General features: G+C 67.5%; 23 protein-coding genes and 1 tRNA gene. 16 read left to right on the top strand and 8 right to left on the bottom strand.

Annotation, left to right across the window (positions count from 1 at the left end; genetic code table 11):
- The first annotated feature begins 67 nt into the window (after positions 1-67).
- The 11 genes from ccmA to DYQ94_RS11700 all read left to right on the top strand — a co-directional run bounded on the left by ccmA (position 68) and on the right by DYQ94_RS11700 (position 8,998).
- Entirely contained in the window at positions 68-712 is a 645-nt protein-coding gene (ccmA, locus tag DYQ94_RS11750) for a heme ABC exporter ATP-binding protein CcmA (protein ID WP_024939979.1), read from the top strand.
- Positions 709-1,404 (top strand): heme exporter protein CcmB, encoded by a 696-nt coding sequence (ccmB, locus tag DYQ94_RS11745; protein WP_126966095.1) that lies wholly within the window; start codon positions 709-711, stop codon positions 1,402-1,404. Before ccmA ends, ccmB begins: the two co-directional genes overlap by 4 nt.
- A gap of 94 nt (positions 1,405-1,498) precedes the next feature.
- Positions 1,499-2,251 (top strand): heme ABC transporter permease CcmC, encoded by a 753-nt coding sequence (gene ccmC, locus DYQ94_RS11740; protein WP_024939980.1) that lies wholly within the window; start codon positions 1,499-1,501, stop codon positions 2,249-2,251.
- Complete coding sequence (locus tag DYQ94_RS11735; RefSeq protein WP_024939981.1) at positions 2,248-2,418, top strand: heme exporter protein CcmD; 171 nt, start codon at positions 2,248-2,250, stop codon at positions 2,416-2,418. The genes ccmC and DYQ94_RS11735 overlap by 4 nt, the downstream gene beginning before the upstream one ends.
- Complete coding sequence (gene ccmE, locus DYQ94_RS11730) at positions 2,415-2,885, top strand: cytochrome c maturation protein CcmE (RefSeq protein WP_024939982.1); 471 nt, start codon at positions 2,415-2,417, stop codon at positions 2,883-2,885. Before DYQ94_RS11735 ends, ccmE begins: the two co-directional genes overlap by 4 nt.
- Before the next feature lie 171 nt (positions 2,886-3,056).
- A complete protein-coding gene (locus DYQ94_RS11725; RefSeq protein ID WP_126966094.1) occupies positions 3,057-4,994 on the top strand; it encodes a heme lyase CcmF/NrfE family subunit in 1,938 nt (645 codons plus the stop codon).
- The gene (locus tag DYQ94_RS11720; RefSeq protein WP_024939984.1) at positions 4,987-5,589 is read left to right on the top strand and encodes a DsbE family thiol:disulfide interchange protein; all 603 of its coding nucleotides are present in this window, start codon (positions 4,987-4,989) and stop codon (positions 5,587-5,589) included. The genes DYQ94_RS11725 and DYQ94_RS11720 overlap by 8 nt, the downstream gene beginning before the upstream one ends.
- Positions 5,586-6,020 carry a cytochrome c-type biogenesis protein gene (locus tag DYQ94_RS11715; RefSeq protein ID WP_160954538.1) on the top strand — a complete coding sequence of 145 codons (435 nt, stop codon included), beginning with the start codon at positions 5,586-5,588 and terminating at the stop codon, positions 6,018-6,020. The genes DYQ94_RS11720 and DYQ94_RS11715 overlap by 4 nt, the downstream gene beginning before the upstream one ends.
- Entirely contained in the window at positions 6,020-7,033 is a 1,014-nt protein-coding gene (locus DYQ94_RS11710) for a tetratricopeptide repeat protein (RefSeq protein ID WP_160954539.1), read from the top strand. The genes DYQ94_RS11715 and DYQ94_RS11710 overlap by 1 nt, the downstream gene beginning before the upstream one ends.
- 346 nt (positions 7,034-7,379) lie before the next feature.
- Positions 7,380-8,582, top strand: coding sequence for a homoserine O-acetyltransferase MetX (gene metX, locus DYQ94_RS11705; protein WP_126966092.1), 1,203 nt, complete (start codon positions 7,380-7,382; stop codon positions 8,580-8,582).
- The gene (locus DYQ94_RS11700) at positions 8,576-8,998 is read left to right on the top strand and encodes a DUF1294 domain-containing protein (protein ID WP_126966091.1); all 423 of its coding nucleotides are present in this window, start codon (positions 8,576-8,578) and stop codon (positions 8,996-8,998) included. The genes metX and DYQ94_RS11700 overlap by 7 nt, the downstream gene beginning before the upstream one ends.
- A gap of 57 nt (positions 8,999-9,055) precedes the next feature.
- Here the strand turns inward: DYQ94_RS11700 and cydC are convergent, their stop codons facing one another.
- Together cydC and cydD are read right to left on the bottom strand one after the other, a co-directional pair.
- On the bottom strand, positions 9,056-10,732 hold the full coding sequence (cydC, locus tag DYQ94_RS11695) for a thiol reductant ABC exporter subunit CydC (protein ID WP_126966090.1): 1,677 nt from the start codon (positions 10,730-10,732) through the stop codon (positions 9,056-9,058).
- Entirely contained in the window at positions 10,729-12,474 is a 1,746-nt protein-coding gene (gene cydD, locus DYQ94_RS11690) for a thiol reductant ABC exporter subunit CydD (protein ID WP_126966089.1), read from the bottom strand. Before cydD ends, cydC begins: the two co-directional genes overlap by 4 nt.
- A 148-nt stretch (positions 12,475-12,622) precedes the next feature.
- On the opposite strand from cydD, the gene DYQ94_RS11685 reads away from it, so the two are divergent.
- From DYQ94_RS11685 to DYQ94_RS11665, 5 genes are all read left to right on the top strand, one after another.
- The gene (locus DYQ94_RS11685) at positions 12,623-14,245 is read left to right on the top strand and encodes a cytochrome ubiquinol oxidase subunit I (RefSeq protein WP_126966088.1); all 1,623 of its coding nucleotides are present in this window, start codon (positions 12,623-12,625) and stop codon (positions 14,243-14,245) included.
- Between the two features lie 16 nt (positions 14,246-14,261).
- Positions 14,262-15,413, top strand: a complete 1,152-nt coding sequence (gene cydB, locus DYQ94_RS11680; RefSeq protein WP_126966087.1) for a cytochrome d ubiquinol oxidase subunit II — start codon at positions 14,262-14,264, stop codon at positions 15,411-15,413.
- Positions 15,414-15,505: 92 nt separating this feature from the next.
- Positions 15,506-15,616, top strand: coding sequence for a cytochrome bd-I oxidase subunit CydX (gene cydX / locus DYQ94_RS11675; protein WP_024939993.1), 111 nt, complete (start codon positions 15,506-15,508; stop codon positions 15,614-15,616).
- 60 nt (positions 15,617-15,676) lie between these two features.
- Positions 15,677-15,753, top strand: a tRNA-Pro gene (locus DYQ94_RS11670).
- 123 nt (positions 15,754-15,876) lie between these two features.
- Positions 15,877-17,103, top strand: a complete 1,227-nt coding sequence (locus DYQ94_RS11665) for a CynX/NimT family MFS transporter (protein ID WP_160954589.1) — start codon at positions 15,877-15,879, stop codon at positions 17,101-17,103.
- On the opposite strand, the gene DYQ94_RS11660 is transcribed toward DYQ94_RS11665, so the two are convergent.
- The 6 genes from DYQ94_RS11660 to DYQ94_RS11635 form a co-directional block, all read right to left on the bottom strand.
- Positions 17,084-18,997: a CocE/NonD family hydrolase gene (locus DYQ94_RS11660; protein ID WP_054591568.1), complete on the bottom strand. Its 1,914-nt coding sequence runs from the start codon at positions 18,995-18,997 to the stop codon at positions 17,084-17,086. The genes DYQ94_RS11665 and DYQ94_RS11660 overlap by 20 nt on opposite strands.
- A 127-nt stretch (positions 18,998-19,124) precedes the next feature.
- Positions 19,125-20,369 (bottom strand): glutamate-5-semialdehyde dehydrogenase, encoded by a 1,245-nt coding sequence (locus DYQ94_RS11655; RefSeq protein ID WP_160954542.1) that lies wholly within the window; start codon positions 20,367-20,369, stop codon positions 19,125-19,127.
- Positions 20,370-20,527: 158 nt separating this feature from the next.
- On the bottom strand, positions 20,528-21,682 hold the full coding sequence (proB, locus tag DYQ94_RS11650; protein ID WP_126966085.1) for a glutamate 5-kinase: 1,155 nt from the start codon (positions 21,680-21,682) through the stop codon (positions 20,528-20,530).
- A 13-nt stretch (positions 21,683-21,695) separates the two neighbouring features.
- Positions 21,696-21,956, bottom strand: a complete 261-nt coding sequence (locus DYQ94_RS11645; RefSeq protein ID WP_126966084.1) for a YciI family protein — start codon at positions 21,954-21,956, stop codon at positions 21,696-21,698.
- A complete protein-coding gene (locus tag DYQ94_RS11640) occupies positions 21,956-22,309 on the bottom strand; it encodes a cupin domain-containing protein (RefSeq protein WP_039521854.1) in 354 nt (117 codons plus the stop codon). Before DYQ94_RS11640 ends, DYQ94_RS11645 begins: the two co-directional genes overlap by 1 nt.
- Positions 22,309-23,604, bottom strand: coding sequence for an argininosuccinate lyase (locus DYQ94_RS11635; protein WP_046343005.1), 1,296 nt, complete (start codon positions 23,602-23,604; stop codon positions 22,309-22,311). Before DYQ94_RS11635 ends, DYQ94_RS11640 begins: the two co-directional genes overlap by 1 nt.
- Between the last annotated feature and the right edge of the window lie 36 nt (positions 23,605-23,640).

Below are 23,640 nucleotides of genomic sequence, written 5' to 3'. Positions count from 1 at the left end.
CGTCGCTACAATGCGCGCCCTGCCTCGCCCACCCCATGCCGTCCTGCGACGGGAGCCCGCTGCGCCGATGATCGAACCGCTGCACACTGCGCCACCGCTGCTGGCGGCGCGCGCGCTGGCTTTCAGCCGCAACGAGGAGCCCGTGTTCGGCCCGCTGGATTTCCATGTCGATGCCGGCGAGGCGCTGCTGGTGCAAGGCGACAACGGCGCCGGCAAGACCACGCTACTGCGGGTACTGGCCGGACTGCTGCATGTGGAGCGCGGGCAGATCCAGATCGACGGCAAGACCGCGCGGCGCGGCGACCGCAGCCGCTTCATGGCCTATCTGGGCCATTTGCCGGGGCTGAAGGCCGATCTCAGCACGCTGGAGAACCTGCACTTCCTGTGCGGCCTGCATGGCCGCCGCGCCAAACAGATGCCCGGCAGTGCGCTTGCCATCGTCGGCCTGGCCGGCTACGAGGATGCGTTGGTGCGGCAGCTGTCGGCCGGCCAGCGCAAGCGCCTGGCGCTGGCGCGGCTGTGGTTGTCGCCGGCCCCGCTGTGGCTGCTGGACGAGCCCTACGCCAACCTGGACCTGGACGGCATCACCCTGGTCAACCGGATGATCTCCGCGCACCTGCGCGGCGGTGGCGCGGCGCTGGTCACCACCCACGGCGCCTATGCGGCGCCGCCGGTACGCACGCGCATGCTCACGCTGGAGGCGGCGGCATGAGCCTGCATTCGCCACAACCCTCGCTGTGGCAGGCCGCGCGCGCGCTGCTCAGCCGCGACCTGCAGCTGCTGTGGCGCCGTCGCAGCGATGCCTTGCAGCCGGCGCTGTTCACCCTGCTGATCGTGGTGTTGTTCGCGCTGGGCCTGGGCGGTCGCCCGGACCTGCTGGCGCAGGCCGCACCGGCGGTGCTGTGGCTGTCGGTGCTGCTGGCCGGCCTGCTGTCGCTGGATGCGCTGTTCCGCAGCGACGTGGAAGACGGCTCGATGGAGCAATGGTTGCTGGCGCCGGTGCCGTTGGCGTGGCTGATCGCGGTGCGCGTGCTACTGCACTGGGCGACCAGCGCGCTGCCGTTGATCGCGGTGACGCCGCTGCTGGGCGAATTGCTGCACCTGCCACATGACCAACTACCGGTGCTGCTGGCATCGTTGGCGCTGGGCACACCGCTTCTGAGTCTGCTTGGTGCCGTGGTTGCGGCGCTGACGGTGACGATGAAACGCTCTGGTATTCTCGTGGCGTTGCTGGCGTTGCCGTTGTACGTGCCGGTGCTGGTGTTCGGTGCCGGCAGTGTCGCGGCCAGCGGACAAGGGCAGGATGCGGTGGGTGCGTTGTTGTTGCTGGGCGCCGGATTGGTGATCGGCGTGGTGCTGGCACCGCTGGCTGCGGCTGCCGCAATCCGGATTTCCTTGAGTTGAGCCCTGCGGTCGATGCGCTGTCGGCAAGACGCTCCACTCATTGCGTTGTTGCTGTTTCGAGAGCCAATGCCATTCCAAAGGCTGCTGCCATCGCATGAACGTCGTCGCCCGCTGGTTCCACCAACTCGCCTCGCCTCCGATCTTCGACCGTTTCACTGCGCGCTGGGCGCCGTGGTGCTACGCGCTGGCCGCGGTGTTGCTGGGCGTGGGCATCTGGCAGGCCTTGTTTGCGGTCCCGGCCGACTACCAGCAGGGCGATAGCTTCCGCATTCTGTATATCCATGTGCCGAGCGCGTGGATGAGCCTGTTCGTGTTCGGGCTGATGGCGGTGTACGCGGCGATCGCGCTGATCTGGCGCATCAAGATCTGCGAAATCCTGGCCATGGCCTGCGCGCCGATCGGCGCGGCGTTCACCGTGATCACCCTGCTGACCGGCAGCATCTGGGGCAAGCCGATGTGGGGCGCCTGGTGGGATTGGGACCCGCGCCTGACGACCGAGCTGATCCTGCTGTTCCTGTATCTGGGCGTGATCGGTCTGTACCAGGCCATCGACGATCGCCGTCAGGCCGCGCGCGCGGCCGCCTTGCTGGCGATCGTCGGCGTGGCGCTGCTGCCGGTGATCCGCTATTCGGTGGTGTGGTGGAATTCGCTGCATCAGGGCCAGAGCATTCGCCTGCTCGGCCCCTCCAGCATCGATGCCAGCATGCTGCTGCCGCTGTGGCTGATGGTGATCGGCACCAAGTTCTGGTTCGCCGGTTCGCTGCTGACGCGTGCGCGCGCCGACAACCTGCGCCGCGAGGCCGGCAAGGCCTGGATCGTGCACGATGCGCCGGAGGGCGCGGCATGAGCTACCTGCCCTACGTCATCGCCGCCTACGCGGTATTCGTGCTGGTGCTGCTGTGGGACCTGATTGCCGGCCGCTGGCAGCTGCGCCGCGCATTGAAGATCGCGCAGGCGCGGCGTCTGCGCGAGCGCAAGCGCGCGGTGCCCAGCGATGCGGAGCTGATCCGGTGAACCTGCAACGGCGCCGCCGGATCTGGCTGGTGATCGCGCTGGTGCTGGCCGGTGGCCTGGCGACCGCGCTGGTGGCGATGGCACTGCAGCGCAATGTGGCCTACCTGTACACACCGTCGGAAGTGCTGCGCGGCGACGCCGGCGAGCATGCGCGCTTCCGGCTCGGCGGCATGGTGGAGAAAGGCTCGTTCCAACGTGCGTCCGGTTCGCTGGAAGCGCAGTTCCGCGTCACCGATGGCGATGCACAGTTGCCGGTGCGTTACGACCGCATCCTGCCGGACCTGTTTCGCGAAGGCCAGGCCGTGGTGGCGACCGGGCGCATGCAGAACGGCGTCTTCGTTGCCGAAGATGTGCTGGCCAAGCACGACGAGACCTACATGCCGAAGGAAGTCGCCGACAAGATGGGCAGCGCGCACCGCAAGCACGATGTGCCGGCGGCCGCAGACCAGGCCGGAGCGCTGCGTTGATGGCAGGGGTCAAAACCTTCGCCTTGCTGCGCTGTGATCGCTTGCAGCTTGCCTGCGTGGCCGACGATGTCGCGATGCCTGGGCAGGCGCATGCAGACGCTGCCCGGATGCCGCCCCTGCATTGCGCCGGCAAGCGTCGCACCACTGCCTGCCCGCCAACGCGCCAACCCGATGCTGCCTGAGCTCGGCACCTTCCTGCTGATTCTGGCCTTGCTGGTGGCCCTGGTGCAGGCCGCGCTACCGCTGGCCGGTGCGCAGCGTGGGCGCAGCAGCTGGATGGCGGTCGCGCGGCCGGCCGCGTTGCTGCAGCTGGGCCTGATCGCAGCGGCCTTCGCGCTGCTGACGCATGCCTTCCTGGTGCAGGATTTTTCGGTGCGCTATGTCGCCGAGAATTCCAACAGCCTGCTGCCGGTGATGTATCGCTACTCGGCGGTATGGGGTGCGCACGAAGGCTCATTATTGCTGTGGACGCTGGTGCTGGCGCTGTGGACCGGGGCGGTGGCGCTGTGGTCGCGGCAGTTGCCCGCGCAGGTGGTGGCGCGCGTGCTGGGGGTAATGGCGCTGGTCAGCATCGGCTTCCTGGCGTTTTTGCTGTTCACCTCCAATCCGTTCGCGCGCTTGTTGCCGGTGCCGCTGGAAGGCGCCGACCTGAATCCGCTATTGCAGGACCCGGGGCTGATCATCCATCCGCCGATGCTGTATTGCGGCTATGTCGGTTTCGCGGTGCCGTTCGCCTTCGCCATCGCCGCGTTGCTGGAAGGCCGCATGGATGCGCGCTGGCTGCGCTGGACGCGGCCATGGACCAATGTGGCCTGGGCCATGCTCACCGTCGGCATCGCACTTGGCAGCTGGTGGGCGTATTACGAGCTGGGCTGGGGCGGCTGGTGGTTCTGGGACCCGGTGGAAAACGCCAGTTTCATGCCGTGGCTGGTGGGCACCGCCTTGCTGCATTCGCAGGCGGTCACCGAAAAGCGCGGCAGCTTCGCCAGCTGGACCTTGCTGCTGGCGATCGCCGCCTTTTCGCTGTCGTTGCTGGGCACCTTCCTGGTGCGCTCGGGCGTGCTGACCAGCGTGCATGCGTTTGCGGCCGACCCGTCGCGCGGCCTGTTCATCCTGGTGTTCCTGCTGGCGGTGGTCGGTGGTTCGCTGCTGCTGTACGCACTGCGTGCGCCGCGCCTGTCGCTGCTCGATGACCCGCGCCGCGCGTTCGCCGGCAGCTCGCGCGAAACCTTGCTGCTGTTGAACAACCTGCTGCTCGCCTGCGCCTGCGCAATGGTGTTGCTGGGCACGCTGTATCCGCTGCTGGCCGACGCCTTGGGCCTGGGCAAGCTGTCGGTGGGGCCGCCCTACTTCGGCACCTTGTTCCTGGTGCTGATGGCGCCGTTGGTGGCGCTGTTGCCGTTCGGCCCGCTGACCCGCTGGCAGCGCGAGCAGGCCTCGCGTCCGCTGGCGATGCTCGCACCATGGGCAGGCCTGGCGGTTGCCGCAGGCGTGCTGGCCTGGTTCGCCGCGCCGCAGGGCCAGTGGAAGGCGGCACTCGGCGTGGCCGGCGCGGCCTGGGTACTGCTGGGCACGCTGCGTTTCCTGTGGACGCGGCGCGCGGCCAAGGGCCGCAAGCTCACTGCCGAAATGCTGGGCATGCTGCTGGCGCACCTGGGCGTGGCGGTGTTTTTGGCTGGTGCGTTGCTGGTGGAATCACTGAGCCTGCAGCGCGAGGTCGCACTGGCGCCCGGGCAGCAGATGCAGATCGGCCGCTACGCGCTGCACTTCGATAATGTCGAAGAACTGCGCGGGCCCAATTACGTCTCCGACCGTGCCAATCTGCAGGTGTTCAAGGACGATGCGCCGGTCGGCCTGCTGCATGCGGAAAAACGCCGCTACGCCAGCGGCGGGCAGACCTTGACCGAGGCGGCGATCCGTCCCGGCCCGTTCGGCGACCTGTATGTCGCGCTTGGCGAACCCCTGGGCAATCAGGCCTGGGCGGTCCGCGTCCACCTCAAACCGTTCGTCCGCTGGATCTGGCTGGGGGCGCTGCTGATGGCGCTTGGCGGCCTGGTCACCGCGGCCGACCGGCGTTTTCGTCGTTCTCCGGAGATCCAAGATGGTTGAGTCACGTTCACCCCGCCTGCCTACTGCGGTTCTGGTAGGTGCCATCGTGCTGCTGCTCGCGCTGGCAGCGCTGCTGGTCTATGCGGTGGTGCGCTCCGGTCAGGACGATCGCGATGCTTTGCCTTCTGCGCTGATCGGCAAGCCGGCGCCGGAGTTCGCGCTGCCGCTGCTGCACGACCCCAGCATCGTGGTGCATGCGCGCGAACTGCGCGGCGCGCCGTACATCATCAACGTGTGGGGCAGCTGGTGCCCGGCCTGCCGCGAGGAGCACCCGGTGCTGAGCCGCTTTGCGCTGACCAAGCGCGTGCGCGTGATCGGCTACAACTGGAAGGACGAGCGCAACGATGCGCTACGCTGGCTCGAACAGCTGGGCAACCCCTACCTGCTGGTGGTCGCCGACAAAGACGGCCGTACCGCGATCGACTTCGGCATCGCTGCGGCACCGGAGACCTTTCTGGTCGACGGGCGCGGCGTGGTGCGCTGGAAGTACAGCGGCATGCTCACCCAATCCATCATCGACACGCAGCTGATTCCGGTGCTGAGCAAGATCGAGCGCTCGCCCAGTGCCGCTCCGGACCTGCACGCCAAGCAATGATGCGCGCATGGCTGCTGACGCTGCTGCTGTTGCCCTGGCTGGCGCTGGCCCAGCCGGTCGGCGACCCGGCGCCGCTGCGCTACGCCTCGGCCGAAGAAGAAGCGCGCTTCCATGCGCTCACCGCCGAGCTGCGCTGCGTGCAGTGCCAGAACCAGTCGCTGGCCGATTCCAATGCGCAGATCGCCCAGGACCTGCGCCGCGAAGTACTGGCGCTGATGCACGAAGGCCGCAGCGATGCGCAGATCCGCCAGTTCCTGGTCGCGCGCTATGGCGAGTTCGTGCTGTACCGCCCGCGCGTGGAATCGCGCACCTGGCTGCTGTGGTTCGGCCCGCTGCTGGTGTTGCTGCTGGGTGCTGGCGCCATTGTGTTGCTGGTGCGCCGACGCAGCGTGGCTGCGCCCGCCCTGCCCGCCGATGAGCAGGACTGGTGATGGTCGGCTTCGTCAGTGCGGTGGTGCTGCTGACCCTGCTTGTCTTCGGCGTGGCGCTGCGGCCGCTGTGGCGCGAGGCGCGCGGGCTGACCGCCAGCATCGCGGTGTTGCTGCTGGCGGCGAGCACGGCGCTGTACTGGCTGGTCGGCACGCCGAGCGCGATTCAGGCGCCGGCCGAGCGGCCGGCCACGCCACGCTCGCTGGATGAGGCCATCGTGCAACTGCGCGCCGCACTGGCGCGCAATCCCGCTCAGGCCGAAGGCTGGGTATTGCTGGGGCGCTCGCTGTCCAGCCAACAGAAATTCGCCGAAGCGCGCGATGCGTTTGCGCGCGCGGCCGCGCTGCGCCCGGACGAGCCGGATGTGCTGGTGGCTGCCGCGCAGTCGCGCATGCTCGCCGACGACAGCGGGCACCCTGATCCGCAGGCCATGCGCCTGCTGGAACATGCGCTGGCGGTGCAACCGGACCATCAACGCGCACGCTGGTTCCTGGGCGTGGTGCAGCGCCAGGCCGGTGAACCGGCCAAGGCCAGCGAGACCTGGGAGCCGTTGTTGCGCGTGGTGGATGCCTCTACCCGCCCCGGCCTGCTGGCACAGATCAACGCCGCGCGCCAGGAAGCCAGGCTGGCGCCGATCCAGGCACCGGCTACGCCTGCCGCCGATGCAGCCAGCGGCAAACGCATCCAGGTACGCGTGACGCTGGATGCCGAGTTCGCCAAACGCGCCGGGTTGCCGGGCAACACCAGCGTCTTCGTGATTGCGCGCGCGGCCGACACGCCGATGCCGGTGGCGGTGGAAAAACACGCGCTGCGCGAGCTGCCGTTGACCATCACCCTGGACGACGGCGACAGCCCGATGCCGACGCGCCGGCTGTCGTCGCTGGACACCGTGCAGGTGCTGGCACGGCTATCGCGCAGCGGCAATGCGATGCGCCAAGCCGATGACGTCGAGAGCGTGCCGGTGATGGTGGAACTGCCCACTGCCGCGCCGGTGGAGCTGGTAATCGGTCGCTGATTGCCCGCCACGTGTCGACGCGACGCAATCAATGATGACGCCGCACCGGAGTGAGTCGGCCGCGGTGTTAAAAACCATGCACACCCAACATCTCCACTGGTCCTTGCCCGCCCATCGTCGCGGGACCTTACGCGGCATGGATGCCGCGTAAGAGCCTACAAGGACGTACTTGCGGCGTGTCCTGCGACGGTGGGCGGGCAAAGGCCCTGCAACCAAACCGCAGATCCGCCGCTCTGCAGAGTGGCATCACACAGAGCAACGACTCAAACCGATTCCCAATTCCCGAATCCCCAATCCCGAATCCCATCCTGCCCCCGGCACCTGCCATGGCAGATAGAATTGCCGCATGACCGAATTCATTCCCCCCGGCACGCTGTTCCACGCGCTGCCCTCGCCGTTTCCGATGAAGCGCGGTGGTGTGCTGCTGCAGGCGCGTGTCGCCTACGAAACCTGGGGCACGCTGGCAGCCGATCGCAGCAATGCGGTGTTGATCGTCACCGGTCTGTCGCCGAATGCGCATGCCGCGGCAAATCCGGCCAATCCCGAGCCGGGCTGGTGGGAAGCAATGCTCGGGCCTGGCAAGCCGATCGATACCGAACGCTGGTTCGTGGTCTGCGTCAATTCGTTGGGCAGCTGCAAGGGCTCGACCGGCCCGGCGTCGATCGACCCTGCCACCGGCACGCGGTATCGCCTGGGTTTCCCGGAACTGTCGATCGAAGATGTGGCCGATGCCGCAGCCGACGTGGTGCGCGCGTTGGGCATCGAACAACTGGCCTGCCTGATCGGCAACTCGATGGGCGGCATGACCGCACTGGCGTTGTTGCTGCGCCACCCCGGCATCGCGCGCAGCCATATCAATATCTCCGGCAGTGCGCAGGCGCTGCCGTTCTCGATCGCGATCCGCTCGCTGCAGCGCGAAGCCATCCGCCTGGATCCGCACTGGAACGGCGGCCATTACGACGACACGCATTACCCGGAATCGGGCATGCGCATGGCGCGCAAACTCGGCGTGATCACCTACCGCTCGGCACTGGAATGGGACGGCCGCTTCGGCCGCGTGCGGCTGGATTCCGAACAGGCCGCCGACGATCCGTTCGGCCTGGAATTCCAGGTCGAAAGTTATCTGGAAGGCCATGCGCGCCGCTTCGTGCGCTTCTTCGATCCCAACTGCTATCTGTATCTGAGCCGCTCGATGGATTGGTTCGATCTGGCCGAGTATGTCGACAACAGCCCGTCCATCGACGCGCGGGTCGATGGCACGCAAGCCGACAACGCTGCGGTCGCCGCCAGGCCGGATACAGGCATCTCGACCGACGCCACGGTGCTGGCCGGACTGGCGCAGATCCGCATCGCGCGTGCGCTGGCGATCGGTGCCAACACCGACATCCTGTTCCCGGTGCAGCAACAGGAACAGATCGCCGAAGGCCTGCGCGCCGGCGGTGCCGAGGCACACTTCATCGGGCTGGATTCGCCACAAGGCCACGATGCCTTCCTGGTCGATTTCGCACGCTTCGGGCCGGCGGTACGCAACTTCCTGGACGCTTGCTGATTTCCAGACCTGCGCAACGGCGTCGCGGCACGTCCCAGCAGCAGAGCCTGCCGCGCAAGACGCTCGCCCTGCTGTTCCTGATCGGCATGACTGCCATGGTGGTTGCAGGCCGCCTGCCGGCGCTGCTGGCGCTGTGGTACGCGGCTGCAAGCTTGCTGGCGATGCTGGTCTACCGGCTCGACAAGAGCGCAGCCCAACGCGGCCGGCAACGCACACCGGAAGCCACCCTGCACCTCATCGCACTGCTCGGCGGCTGGCCGGGCGCGTTGCTGGCGCAGGCGCTGTTCCGGCATAAATCCAGCAAGGCGGCCTTCCAGCTGCGGTTCTGGATCACTGTCGTAGCGAACGTCGCCGCCTTGTATTGGGCATGCCGCCAACCTGCGCTGCTGGCAGCACTCCACGCATTGCTGGGGTAAGCGGCGCATGCGTGATACATGCGCGCAACCGGTCAGTGCGAACCGGCAACAGCATCCTCAGGCCAACGGCTCCAGCGCACCGGCCCGCAGGCGATAACGTCGCTGCACCACGCCATCGGGCACGCTGTCGTGGGTGATCATCACAAGGCTGCGCTCGCCCAGCGCGGCAGCTAGATCCAGCAGCAAGGCGTGTGCGGTATCCACATCCAGGCCGTCGGTGGGTTCGTCCAGCAGCAGGATCGGCGCCTCGCGCAGCAAGGCGCGCGCCAGCGCCAGCCGGCGCGCCTGGCCGGCCGAGAGCGTGGCGCCGTTTTCGCCGACCCAGGTGTCCAGACCGTTCTGCGCGGTGGCCCAGGCGCGCAGGCGCACCTGGTCCAGCGCGTTCCACATGGCCGCATCGCCTGCGCCGGCATCGCCGATGCGCAGGTTGTCGCGCACCGTGCCGGCAAACACCGGGGCATTCTGCGGCAGCCAGGCGATGCGTTGATGCCATTGCGCCTGCGCGAAGTGGCGCAGGTCGATATCGGCGTAGCTCACCTGCCCGGCCTGCGGGTCCCACAGCCGCAACAGCACTGCGGACAAGCTGCTCTTGCCGCTGCCGCTGTCACCGCTGATGGCGATGCGCTCGCCAGGCGCCAGGCTCAGATCGAGCGCCTGCAGCAGCGGGCGTCCACTGCCCGGCCACGCAAAACTGACCTGTTGCAGGCGCAGCGTGCCGCTGCGTGGCGCATCCACTGGCTGCGACGGATCGACGACCGACGGCGCCTGATCGACGATGGACTGCAAGCGCCTGGCCGCAACGCGCGCGCTCTGCAGCGCCTGCAAGGCGAGCCCGGCGCCGGCCCAGACCTCCAGCAATGCCATGGTCAGGAACACTAGCCCAGCCGCCATTTCCGCAGCAATCAATCCACGTTCTGCCGCGCTCAACCCAAGCCACAACATGCCGGCCAGACCGATACCGCCGCAGACCGCATGCAGCAGGTTGCCGCCGATCAGGCGACGGCGCTGCAGGCGATCGCCATCGACCACCGCCGCCGCCGTTGCATCGACCTGATGCAGCCAGGCACCTTGCGCATCCACCGCAGCGAGATCGGCCGCACCTTCCAGGCCCTCGAACGCCTGCGTGCGCAAGGCGGTGCGTTGCCGGGCGCGCAGCTGTTCGCGCTGCGCACCGCCGCGCGCCACCTGCCACGGCACCACACCGCCGATGACCACGCCCAGCACCACCAGCAACACGCCAGCCGGCGGATAGATCAGCGCCGCTGCCACCACGCCGGCCACCCAGATGCCGAGCAATGCGCTCAACGGCGCCAACGCGCGCACGCTCACGCCATCGACCTCGCCGATGTCGGACATCAGCCGCGCCAGCAGATCGCCGGTACGCGTGGCCGACAGGCGGCCCGGCGCCAGCGGCAACGCGCGGCGGAAGAACCACACGCGCAGATCGCGGGCGATGCGCAGCGTGGCGTCGTGGCCGATCAATTTTTCGCCATAACGCGAGACGATACGCGCGAAGGTCAGCGCGCGAATGCCGGCCGAGGGCGAAAAGAAATTGAAGCCGCTGCCCATGCCGGCGACACCGGCCAAAGCAGCGGCGGTCAGGAAACTGCCGGACACGCCGAGCAAGCCCACGCCGGCCAGCATGGTGACAAGGACCAACAGCGCCGACAGCAGCAGGCGCCAGGCATGCCGGCGAAACACATCGCGCAGACGGTCGGGCTGTGTGTCGTTCATGGCAGCTCCGCTGTGACGGTGCCGCCGCGCAGGTCGATCACCGTGTCGGCCCAGCGCATCACCGCGGCGCTGTGCGTGGCCAGCACCACCGCGCGGCCGCGTGCGAACACACCCAGGGTGCGCAGCAACTCCGCTTCGGTGTCCGGATCGAGGAAGGCAGTGGGTTCGTCCAGCAGCAACAGGTCCGGCTCGCGCAGCAACAACCGCGCCAGGGCCACGCGCCGCGCTTCGCCACCGGACAACCCGAAGCCGCGCTCGCCGATCTGCGTGTCCAGGCCCGCAGGCAGCTGCGCGGCAAAGCGCAGCACCTGCGCGGCGTCGGCCACCGCGTGCAGGCGCGCAGCGCCGGCCTGCGGATCGGCCAGGCGCAGGTTGTCGGCGATGCTGCCGTGAAACAGATACGGCCGCTGCGTGGCATAGCCGATGCGGGTCCCCGGCCGCAGCACCACGCTGCCGGCCTCCGGCGCCAGCCAGCCGGCCAGGCCCTCCAGCAAGGTGCTCTTGCCGCTGCCGCTGGCACCGATCACCGCCACACGCTGCCCGGGCTGCAAGGTCAGCGAAAAATGCGCGACCACCGTGTGCGGTGCGCCCGGCGGCCGTAGCGCGAGATCGCGCGCCTGCAGCAGCGGGGCGTGTGCCTGCGCCGGTTCCAGTGCGCGCAAGGCAGGCACCGTCACCGGTAGCGCTGCCGATGACGGCGCGAAACCTTCCAGCAGGCGCTCGGCTTCGGCCACCGCCGCCAGCGCATTGGCACGGTCGTGGTAATGCGCCGCCAGCCGCCGCAACGGCGCAAAGAATTCCGGCGCCAGCAGCAGGCAGAACATGCCCGCGCCCAGCGTCGGCAAGCCGTGCAGATCCAGCATGCCCAGATAGGTCAGGCCGAAGTACAGCGCCACGATCGCCACGCTCACCGAGGCGAAGAATTCCAGCACCGTGGACGACAGGAAGGCGATGCGCAGCACCTTGAGCGAACGCTCGCGCACGCCTTCGGCCGCCGCGGCAATGCCGCTCAACTCGGCCTCGCCGCGGCCATACACGCGCAACAGGCCCAGGCCCTTGAGGCGATCGGCAAAGTGCCCGCCCATCCGCGCCAGCTCGCTCAGCTGGTCGCGCCCGGCGGCTTCGGCGCCCCAGCCCACCAGCATCATGAAGAACGGAATCAGCGGTGCGGTCAGCAGCAGCACCAGGCCCACCACCCAATCGACCGAAAACACCGCGACCAGGATCAGCGGCGGCACCAGCAGCATCTCGGTGCGTGCGAGCTGGTAGCCGACGAAGTAGCCCTCCAGCGCATCGGTATGCGCCAGGCTCAATTCGCCCAGTTCGCCGCTGCGCTGCCGGCGCAGCCACACCGGCCCATGCTGCACCAGGCGGCGCGCGATGCGGGCACGCAGTTCGCGCCTGGCCACATCGGCCACCTCGCCGGTCAGCGACTGCGCCCAGGCATTGAGCAGCGCGCGTCCTACCAGTGCACAGACCAGCCCCGCCCCCACGTCGCGCAATTGCGCCAGCGCCAGATGCTGCACCAGCACCGCCTGCAGCAACCACGCGATCGCCGCCGCCTGCGCCAGCAGCAGCACGCCCGCCACCGCCACCGCCACGCCGGCCAGGCGCCGCGCACGCGTGGCCGGGGCCGCCAGTGCATCCAGCCATTGGCCGCGTTGACGGCGCTGGGCTGGCGTTTCGCTGGCTCGCACGCTGGGCTGGCTCACATCGCTCTCAAGGAAGACATCGTGTTGCAAGCGATTGTAAGTCGCCACTTCCCGCTACGGGCTGCGCATTGTGCCGCACCCGCCCGCCTCGGCATTGATCTGGATCAACGCGCGTGTCGCGGCAAGCGCAGATGATCGGCTGCATTCCTTCATCGACACCCAACCAGGCCCACCCGCCATGATCGACTCGACAGTTGTTGAACTGTCGCGGCTGCAGTTCGCAGTCACCGCGATGTACCACTTCATCTTTCCGCCGCTGACCATGGGCCTGTCGTTCCTGCTCGGCATCATGGAAAGCGTCTATGTGATGACCGGCAAGGACATCTGGCGGCGCATGACCATGTTCTGGGGCGTGCTGTTCGGCATCAACTTCGCCATGGGCGTGGGCACCGGCATCGTGATGGAATTCGAGTTCGGCATGAACTGGTCGTACTACAGCCATTACGTCGGCGACATCTTCGGTGCGCCGCTGGCGATCGAAGGCCTGATGGCGTTCTTTCTGGAGGCGACCTTCCTGGGCCTGTTCTTTCTCGGCTGGAACCGGCTGAGCAAGGTGCAGCATCTGGCCACCACCTGGCTAGTGGCGCTGGGCAGCAACTTCTCGGCACTGTGGATCCTGATCGCCAACGGCTGGATGCAGAACCCGACCGGCGCGGTGTTCAACCCCGACACCATGCGCATGGAAGTGGTCGATTTCATGGCGGTGCTGTTCAACCCGGTGGCACAGGCCAAGTTCGTGCACACCGTCAGCGCCGGCTACGTGCTCGGCGCGGTGTTCGTGATGGCGATCAGCGCGTTCTATCTGCTGCGCGGCACCCATGTGGAGATGGCGCGGCGTTCGTTCGCAGTGGCTGCCGCGTTCGGCCTGTTGTCCTCGCTGTCGGTGGTGGTGCTCGGCGACGAGAGCGGCTACGCCGCCAACGAACACCAGAAGATGAAGCTGGCGGCGATCGAGGCGATGTGGGAAACCGAGGCCGCGCCGGCCGACTTCACCGCATTCGGCATTCCCAACCAGCAGACCCATCGCAACGACTACGCGGTCAAGATTCCATACCTGATGGGCTTGATCGCCACACGTTCGCTGGACCAGCCGATCCCCGGCATCCTGGAGCTGGTCGGCCGTGCCGAACATCGCATCCGCGGCGGCCAGATCGCCTACGGCGCGCTGCAACGCATCCGCGCCAACAAGGACGATGCCGAAGCACGCAAGGTCTTCGAGGCACATTGGCAGGATCTGGGCCACGGCCTGCTGCTCAAGCGCTATCGCGACGATATCGGCAATGCCACGCCGCAGCAGATCGCCCAGGCCGCGATGGACACCGTGCCGCGGGTGCTGCCGCTGTTCTGGACCTTCCGCATCATGGCCGCCATCGGCATCTACCTGATCGCCTTCTTCGCCATCGCGTTCTGGTTCGCCTGCAAGCACAACTTCCAGGAAAAACGCTGGTTCCTGACCCTGGCGCTGTGGAGCCTGCCGCTGCCGTGGATCGCGATCGAGTGCGGCTGGTTCGTGGCCGAGTACGGCCGCCAGCCGTGGGCGGTGGAAGGCGTGCTGCCGACCTTCTATGCCGCCTCGGGACTGGATCTGTACGAAATCGTGTTGACCCTGGTCGGCTTCACCGCGCTGTACACCACGCTGTTGGTGATCGCGATCAAGCTGTCGCTGAAGACCATCCGCAAGGGCCCGGATGCGCTATTTCCACCGAGCCAACGCCCCCCGTCGCCGCACGGCAGCTCGCCCCACGCGTCCTCACCCGACGCCCCATTGAGCACCGGCGCGCTGGCCGGCGGCGCACCGTAAGCCAGGAGAGACAACCATGGATTTCATCTTGCTCGACTACACCACATTGCGCGTGATCTGGTGGCTGTTGCTCGGCGTATTGCTGTCCGGCTACGCGGTGATGGGCGGCTTCGATCTGGGCGTCAGCACCCTGCTGCCGCTGGTGGCCCGCAACGATGCCGAACGCCGGCTGGTGATCAACACCATCGGCCCGGTCTGGGAAGGCAGCCAGGTCTGGTTGATCCTGGGCGGCGGCGCGATCTTCGCCGCATTCCCGCCGTTGTATGCGGTGAGTTTTTCCGGGTTCTATCTGGCGATGTTCCTGATCCTGTTCGCACTGATCCTGCGCCCGGTCGGGTTCAAGTTCCGCGGCAAGCTGGCCGACCAGCGCTGGCGCAGCAACTGGGACTGGGCGTTGTTCGTCGGCGGCTGCATTCCGGCGCTGATCATGGGCGTGGCGGTCGGCAATGTGCTGCTCGGCGTGCCGTTCCACTTCGACGCCAGCATGCGCATTTTCTACACCGGCAATCTGTTCGGGCTGCTGACGCCGTTCGCGCTGCTCGCCGGCCTGCTCAGCGTGGCGATGTTGATGGCGCACGGCGCGGCGATGCTGGTACTCAAGACCGACGGACCGGTGGCCGAGCGTGCGGCGCGTTTCGGCAGCATCGCCGCGCTCTGCGCGGTGGCGCTGTTTGCCGCCGCCGGTGCATGGGTGGCGCTGGGTCTGCCGGGCTATGCAGTGACTTCGCTCCTGGCCACCGATGCGCCGACCAATCCGCTCGGCAAGACCGCCGCACTCACCGCGGCCGGCGGCTGGCTGCACAACTACAGCAGCATGCCGGCCACATTGATGGCACCGCTGATCGGCCTGGTCGGGCTGGCGATGAATGCGCTGCTGTTGCGTGTGCGTCGCGGCGGCCTGGCGTTCATCGCCTCGGGTTGCGCCATCGTCGGCATCGTCTTTACCGTCGGCTTTGCGTTGTTCCCGTTCCTGTTGCCCTCGTCCACCGCACCGAGCGCAAGCCTGACGCTGTGGGATGCCTCCAGCAGCCGCCTGACGCTGTGGATCATGCTGCTGGCGACCACGCTGTTCATGCCGATCGTGCTGGCCTACACAAGCTGGGTCTATCGCGTGCTCAAGGGCAAGGTCACTACCGACGAACTCTCGGCCAATCCAAACGCCTATTGAGCATGCCCGCTGCGCGTTGCGATGCACAGCTGCATCGCGCTCGCAGCAGGCCTCAACCTCGCACCTGTTTCAACGACTCAAGGAGAACGACAATGTGGTACTTCGCCTGGATCCTCGGCACCGGTCTGGCCGCACTGGCGGCCGTGCTCAACGGCATGTGGTTCGAAGCACGCGAGCCGGAGCGTGGCCAACCGCATCAGTAAAATTATTTTCGCTAGATGCTTGCCGATTCCGCATTCCCTATGTAACATACGCGGCTCCTTCGGGGTGTAGCTCAGTCTGGTAGAGCGCTACGTTCGGGACGTAGAGGTCGCAGGTTCGAATCCTGTCTCCCCGACCAGTTTCAAAACACAAAACCGGCCTTGTGCCGGTTTTGTGTTTTCAGGCGCTGGCGCATGCATGCGCGCAGTGCGGATGGTCTGTCATGTCTGTTGTCATTGCCGCTGCCTCCCCGTCCGCCCGGTTGCGTGGTCGCGGCTTGGTGCTGGCTGCCATTTTGTTGTCCGCCTTCAACTTGCGTACCGCGGTGACGTCGTTGACGCCGCTGCTGGAACGCATTGCCGACGAGTACGCATTCGGCGCGCCCACGATGGGTGCGCTCGGCATGTTGCCGACGGCTGCATTCGCACTGACCGGTGTGGCCACACCGGCCTTGCTGCGCCGCTTCGGCCTGCTGCGCACGGCGCTGCTATCGATGGCATTGGCCACTGTCGGCCTGGTGCTGCGCCCGCTGCTGCCGGGCACTGCCGGACTGCTGATCGGTTCGCTGGTGGCACTGGCCGGCATGGGCATGGGCAATGTGGTGTTGCCGCCGCTGGTGAAGCGCTATTTCGGCGATCGCGTCGGCGGCGTCAGCACGCTCTACATCACCGTGCTGCAGGTCGGCACCCTGCTGCCGGCACTGCTGGCGGTACCGGTGGCCGATGCGCTGGGCTGGCGCAGCTCGATGGTGGTGTGGGTGTTGCCGGCACTGCTGGCATTGGCGGCCTGGGCCATGGTGCACACCAGCCACCGCCGCATCCGCGCGACCGGGCCGGCACCGGTCACACCCACGCCCGAGGCCGAGGGCCGCGTGGCACGCACCGCCCTGGGCTGGAGCATGGCGGTGACCTTCGGCATGACCTCGCTGGTCACCTATTCGATGTTCACCTGGTTGCCGACGCTGCTGCGCGAAGCCGGCGCCTCGCCCGCGTTCGGCGGCACCATGGTGGCGCTGTTCGCGGCACTGGGCATGGTCGGCGCCTTGACCATGCCGGCGCTGGCGGTGCGCATGCGCAACCCGTTTCCGATCGTGCTGCTGTGCGCGGCCTGCCACCTGGTCGCGTTTGTCGGGCTGTGGTGGGCGCCGCTGGCTGCGCCGATCCTGTGGGTGACCCTGCTCGGCCTGGGGCCGAGCACGTTCCCGCTGGCATTGGTGCTGGTCAATCAACGCAGCCGCACCGCAGCCGGTTCGGCGGCCCTGTCCGGGTTCTCGCAGGGCATGGGCTATGCGGTGAGCTGCCTCGGGCCATTCCTGTTCGGCTGGCTGCATGCGCACCACGGCGGCTGGACCTCGCCGTTCGTCTTCCTGGTGATCTGCATCCTGGTGCAGCTGGCCGCCGCCTGGGTGGCCTGCCGTCCGCAGTTGCTGGAAGACGTCTGGGCGCCGCCGCCACGCGGCGCCCGCGCGGTCAACGTACCGGCAGACTGATGTAGCTGGGCTGCTCGGGGCTCACATAGACGCGCTGGGTGGCCTTTCGATAATCGCCGGGCTTGGCGAAGAAGATGTTGTCCACGTAGGTCTGCGGATTGCGGTCGTACAGCGGAAACAGGCTGGACTGCACCTGCACCATCACCCGGTGGCCCGGCTGGAAGGTGTGGTTGGCGGTCGGCAGGCCGAACTGGAACGCCAGCGGCTGATTGGATGCCAGCGGCTTGGGCGTGCTGAAACTCTCGCGATAGCGGCCGCGGAAGATCGCCAGCGACACCGGCAACTCGTAGCCGCCCATCTTGGGACTGGACGCCATCTCGTCCGGATACACGTCGATCAGTTTCACCACCCAGTCGCTGTCGCTGCCGCTGGTGGAGGCCTGCAGATGCACTTCCGGTGCACCGGCGATCTGCAGGGGTTCGGTCAGCGGCTCGGTGACGAAGGTCAGCACGTCCGGGCGGCCGTCGACGAAGCGCTGGTCCTGCACCAGCCAGGTGGTCCACATGCTGCGATCACCGAAGTCCACCGGGCGCGGCACGAACGGTACCGGCTTGGCCGGGTCGGCCACGTATTCCTCGAAACCCGGCTGCCCCGCCGCCGGCTGCTGGAACGACAGCTTGCCGCCGGCCTGCAGGTACAGCGGTTTGCTGCTCGACGCACAGCCCTTGGCGCAGCTGCGCGGCCAAGCCTGCAGGCGGTCCCAGTGATTCTCTCCGGTGTTGTAGATGAACACCGGTGGCGTGCTCGCCTTGGGCGCGCCATCGACCAGGTATTGATCGAAGAACGGGCGCAGCACGTCGTGGCGGAACTGGCGCGCGGTATCACCGTCGAAATTCAATGCGCCCAACGCGCTGCCGTCGTAGTTGACCTGGCTGTGCCGCCACGGCCCCATCACCAGGTAGTTGAGCGTATTGCTGCGGTCGCGTGGCTCCATCGCCGCGTAGCTATGGATGGCACCCCACATGTCCTCCTGGTCCCACAGCCCCTGCAACCACATGGTCGGCACCTTGAGCGGGGTGCGCGCCATCACCTTGTCCAGCGCCTGCTCCTGCCAGAACGTATCGTAGGCGGCGTGTTCGGTGAGCTTGTGCCACCACGGCAGCTGTTCCAGGCCGGCGGCCCTGGCGAAATCGCCGGCCGAGCCGGCGCGCAGCAGGTTGCTGTAGTCGTCATGGCCCTGGCGCGCGATGCCGCTGCCCTTGCCGCGCTGGGTGAGCTGGCCGGTGAAATAGTCGAAGTTGACCTGGCGGAACGCGCCGTAGTTGAACCAGTCGTCGCCCATCCAGCCGTCGATCATCGGGCTTTCCGGTACCGCGACCTTGAGCGCCGGGTGCGGGTTGGTCAACGCCATCACCACGGTGAAGCCTTCGTAGGACGAGCCGATCATGCCAACCTTGCCGTTGGATTCCTTGACGTTTTTCACCAGCCAGTCGATGGTGTCCCAGGCATCGGTGGCATGGTCGACCTCGCTGGGATTGAGCGCACCACGCAGCGGCCGGGTCATCACGTAATCGCCTTCGGAGCCGTACTTGCCGCGCACGTCCTGGATCACGCGGATATAGCCGCCTTCCACGAACACGTCGTCGCCCTGTGCGAGCAGGTCCTTCATATGCGGTGAGGCCATGCGCTCGGTGCGGCCGCTGGCGTTGTACGGCGTGCGCGTCAGCACCATCGGCGCATTGCGCGCGCCCTTGGGCAGCACGATCACCGTATGCAGCTTGACCCCGTCGCGCATCGGAATCATCACCTCGCGCTTGATGTAGTCGTTGGCGGCATCACCTGCCACGAACGGCTTGCCGGTGATGTCCGGCGTCATCGGCGAGGTTTGCGCCAGCGCGCTGCCGGTGGCGGCGGCAATGGCGGTGGCGAGCAGGCAGGCGGCAAAACGGCGCATCGACGACTCCGGAACGTGCGGGGGCAGTCGTCGACTGTAGGCAGAGCGCGGCCTGCCGGGGGAGTGTCAAAGGTCGTGGTTGCCGGGTAGGTCGTGATTGCCGGGTGGCTGGCCTGCGTATCGCCGATCAGTGCCGTATCTGGCCCTGGCCCCGCACCACGAAGCGCTCCACGGTCAGCGCCTCCAGGCCCATCGGGCCGTAGGAATGCAGGCGCGTGGTGGAGATGCCGATCTCCGCGCCCAGGCCAAGCTCGCCGCCATCGGAGAAACGCGAGGAGGCGTTGACCATCACCACCGCCGAGCGCAGCGACTGCACGAAGTTCTCCGCGTCGGCGGCGTCCTGGGTGGCGATCACCTCGGTGTGGTCCGAGCCGTACTGGCGGATATGCGCCAGCGCGGTGTCCAGATCCGGCACCACGCGGATGGCCAGGATCAGGTCGAGGAATTCGGCGGCGTAGTCGTCGTCGCTGGCAGCTGCGACGTCGGGCAACAGTGCGCGCGTGGCCGCATCGCCACGCAGCTCCACCTTGCGCTCGCGCAGGGCTTGCGCGGCCAGCGGCAGAAAGCGCGCCGCGATATCGGCATGCACCAGCAAGGTCTCCAGCGCATTGCAGGCCGACGGCCGGCTGGCCTTGCCATCGACCAATAGACGCACCGCCAGGTCCACGTCCGCCGATGCATCCACGAACAGATGGCACACGCCCTTGTAATGCTTGATCACCGGCACGCGCGCATGCTCGGCGACGAAGCGGATCAGCCCTTCGCCGCCACGCGGAATCGCCAGATCGACGATGTCGCTGAGTTGCAGCAGCTCCAGCATGGTCTCGCGGCGCAGATCCTCGACCAGGGTCAACGCCGCCTCCGGCACGCCGGCCTCGCGCAGGGCGCGCTGCAGGGCGCGCGCAATCGCGGTGTTGGAGTGGATTGCTTCCGAGCCGCCACGCAGGATCACGCCATTGCCGGCCTTGATGCACAGTGCTGCCGCATCGGCGGTCACATTCGGGCGCGCTTCGTAGATCATCGCGATCACCCCCAGCGGCACGCGCACCTTCTGCACGACGATGCCATTGGGGCGAACGTCCTCGCGCGTGACCTGCCCGACCGGATCGGGCAGCTGCGCCACCTCGCGCAGCGCGGCGGCGATGCCGTCCAGGCGCTTTGTGTCCAGCGCCAGACGATCGAGCATCGCAGCACCAACCCCCTTCTCACGCGCCGCCTCCAGATCGCGCGCATTCGCCGCCAGGATCACCGCCGCATCCTGTTCCAGCGCGGCCGCCATCGCCTCCAGCAAGGCCTGCTTGGCAGACGCGGACAGTTGCGACAGCACTTGCGCGGCATCACGGCATTGCAGGGCTAGGGTTTTGATGGTCATTGGAGGGCCGGGATTGGGGAGTCGGGATTGGGGATTGGCAAAAGCGGCAATACCGTTTTATCACCACAGGGAATCAGTCGTCGGGACACGGAGGCAACGTTGGGCAGACGCGGTGCATACGCGTTTGCAAATCCCCAATCCCGACTCCCCAATCCCCGCTACAAAAGCACCAAATCATCGCGATGCACCACATTCTCGCCGTAGCTGTAACCGAGCACGGGCTCGATCTCGCGCGAGTGGCGGCGGGCGATGCGGCGGATATCCACCGCCGAATACTGGCTGACGCCGCGTGCCAGGCAGCGCTCGCCGGCGTCGTCGCGCAGGTGGATCTCCACCATGTCGCCACGCCGGAAGTCGCCCCGCGCACCGGCCACGCCGCCCGGCAGCAGCGAGGCGCCCTTGTCGGTCAGTGCGGCGGCGGCACCGGCATCGATCAGGATCGCGCCCGCTTCCACCGGCGCATGCCGCAGCCAGTACTTGCGGGCGGCGATGCGCGTGCGTGCGGCGTGGATACGCGTGCCGTGCAGGCGATCCTGCGCCAGGGCACGCACCACATCGCCATTGCGGCCGTTGAACAGATAGGTTTCGATGCCGGCCGCGCCGGCCTTTGCGGCGGCTTCCAGCTTGGTGCGCATGCCGCCGGTGCCCACGCTGCTGCCGCTGCCGCCGGCCATCGCCAGCACCTCGGCGGTGAGTTCGGTCACCTCGTCGAGCGGCCGCGCCAGCGGATTGCTGCGCGGGTCGGCGCTGTACAACCCGTCGATATCGGTGGCGATGAACAAGCCATCGGCATCGACCAAGGCGGCGACGATCGCGGCCAGGTTGTCGTTGTCGCCCAGCTTGAGCTCGTCCACCGACACGGTGTCGTTTTCGTTGATCACCGGCAACGCGCCCAGCCGCAACAACTCGCCCATGGTGGCGCGTGCGTTGAGATAGCGGCGGCGGTTACGCAGGTCGTCGTGGGTGAGCAACACCTGCGCCACCGGGCGCTCGAAAAAGCGCTGCCAGAGCGCGATCAACTGTGCCTGCCCCAGCGCAGCCAGCGCCTGGCGCGCGGCGATCGGCGCACCGGCCTCGGCAGCCTTCGGCAGGATCGCGCGGCCGGCGGCCACCGCACCCGACGACACGATCACCAGCTCGCGCCCGGCCATCAGGTTGGCCGAGACGAACTGCGCCAGCCCCAGCGCAAAACGCGGCGATAGGCCACCGCCATCGGCGGCGAGCAGGCTGCTGCCGACCTTGAGCACTGCGCGTCGCCACGGCGGCAGCGCCTGCTCGGTAAATGACGCAGCAGTGGCGATCGGCGTGCTCATGGCGACAACCTGCTCAGTGCGTGTTCCACTCATGGACGGTCAGCGTGGAGGCATTGCGCAGCGCCAATGGGTCGCGCGCGACGATCTGCTGTGCGTCTTCCAGGCTGGCGACGTTGATCAATACGTATGCGCCACCGCTGCCATCGCTGAAGCCGCCGGTCAGTTCCAGCTGCCCGGCCGCCCGCAGCGTGTCGAGAAATGCACGGTGCGGCTGCACCACATCGGCCGGAAAATCCGGCTTGCGCATCGCCAGCACCAGATAGCGTGTCGCCATCAGCCTGCCTCCTTGTCGGGTGTTGCCTCGCTACGGCCGAACGGCGTGGAAATCACCAGAAAGCGCGCTTCCATCTCGGACAGGTTGTGCATCTGATGGGTGGAACCGGGCGGCACATGCAGACCCTGCCCGACCCCGAGCACGTGCTGCTCACCATCCAGCTGCAGCATCACCTCGCCGGCCAGCACATAGAAGAAATGCCGTGCGCGGCTATGCCGGTGACGCAGCTCGGCCGCGCCGGGCGGCATGTGCTCTTCGAGCACGCTCAGGTTGGGGTCGCGCAACAGGTGCCAGCCGTCGCTGGCTTCGCCCCAGGGGTAATGCTCGGCGGTGTCGGTGCTGATCACGGCCATCAGACCAGCGCCTGCCAGCGGGCACGCAGGACGTCCAGCTGCAGATCTGCGGCGGCGCCTGGCGAGACGCGGGCGGCCAGGCTGCCTTCCGGCGTGCGCCCCTGCCCTGCGGTGTCGGCCGATTCCGCGGCCGCCTTGTAGGCCTCGCGGAACGGCACGCCGGCAACCGCCGCTTCCACCGCCACGTCGGTGGCGTACATGCCCGAATCGATCGCCGCACGCAGCTTGTCCGGACGCCATTCCAGATTGGCCAGCAGGGCCGGCAGCAGTTCCAGTGCCGCCAGGCCACGCCCGAAGCCGTGCACGATGGCGCCCTTGCTGCTCTGCAGGTCGCGGTGATAGCCCGATGGCAGCGACAGCAGCTGTTCGATCTCGGTCCGCGCGGCGGCCACGCTGGCGTGGGTGGCACGCATCAGTTCGATCACGTCGGGGTTACGCTTGTTCGGCATGATCGAGCTGCCGGTGGTGTATTGCGCCGGCAACGCGACGAAGGCGAACTCGCCGCTGGTGAACAACGACAGATCCCAGGCGATCCGGCGCAGGTCCAGCGTTGCGCTGCCAAGCGCCTCGAGCGCGGCCAGTTCGTACTTGCCACGCGAGAGCTGCGCATAGATCGGCGACACCTGCAGCCGTGCAAAGCCCAGCTCGGCAGTGGTGTGTGCACGGTCCAGCGGCAGGTTGACGCCGTAGCCGGCCGCAGTACCGAGCGGATTGCTGTCCACCAGGCGCAAGGTATCGGCCGCACGCACCGCGTTGTCGATAAAGGCCTCGGCCCAGCCCGCCCACCACATGCCGGCCGAGGACACTACCGCACGCTGGATATGCGTATAGCCCGGCACTGGCAACGCGGCTTCGGCATGCGCGCGGTCCAGCGCCACCTTGGCGATTTCCGCGCCGAGCTCGGCCACGCGTTGCAGCTTGTCCTTCAACCACAGACGCGTGGCGACCAGGATCTGGTCGTTACGGCTGCGCCCGGTGTGGATCTTGCGGCCGGCATCGCCCAGCCGTTCGGTCAGGCGCGCCTCGATCGCCGAGTGGCAATCCTCGTAGCGCTCGTCCAGCACGAACGCGCCACTGCGGAAATCGGCCGCCAGCAGGTCGAGCTGCTCGCTCAGTCCGCCCAGCTCCTGCAGCGACAGGATGCCGATGTGCTGCAGTCCCTGCGCATGCGCCTTGCTGGCAGCGATGTCGTACAGGAAGAACTCGCGGTCCAGGATGACGTCGTCGCCGGCCAGGAAGCTCTGGATCTTGGCGTCCACCGCCACGCCGGGTTTTTGCCACAACAGATTGGTCATCGGAAAGCGTCTCGAAATAAATTGTCAGCTTAAATC

It is taken from the genome of Xanthomonas sp. LMG 8993 (genome assembly GCF_009835065.2).
Classification (GTDB): domain Bacteria; phylum Pseudomonadota; class Gammaproteobacteria; order Xanthomonadales; family Xanthomonadaceae; genus Xanthomonas; species Xanthomonas arboricola.
This window is presented reverse-complemented; position numbering and strand designations above follow the sequence as displayed.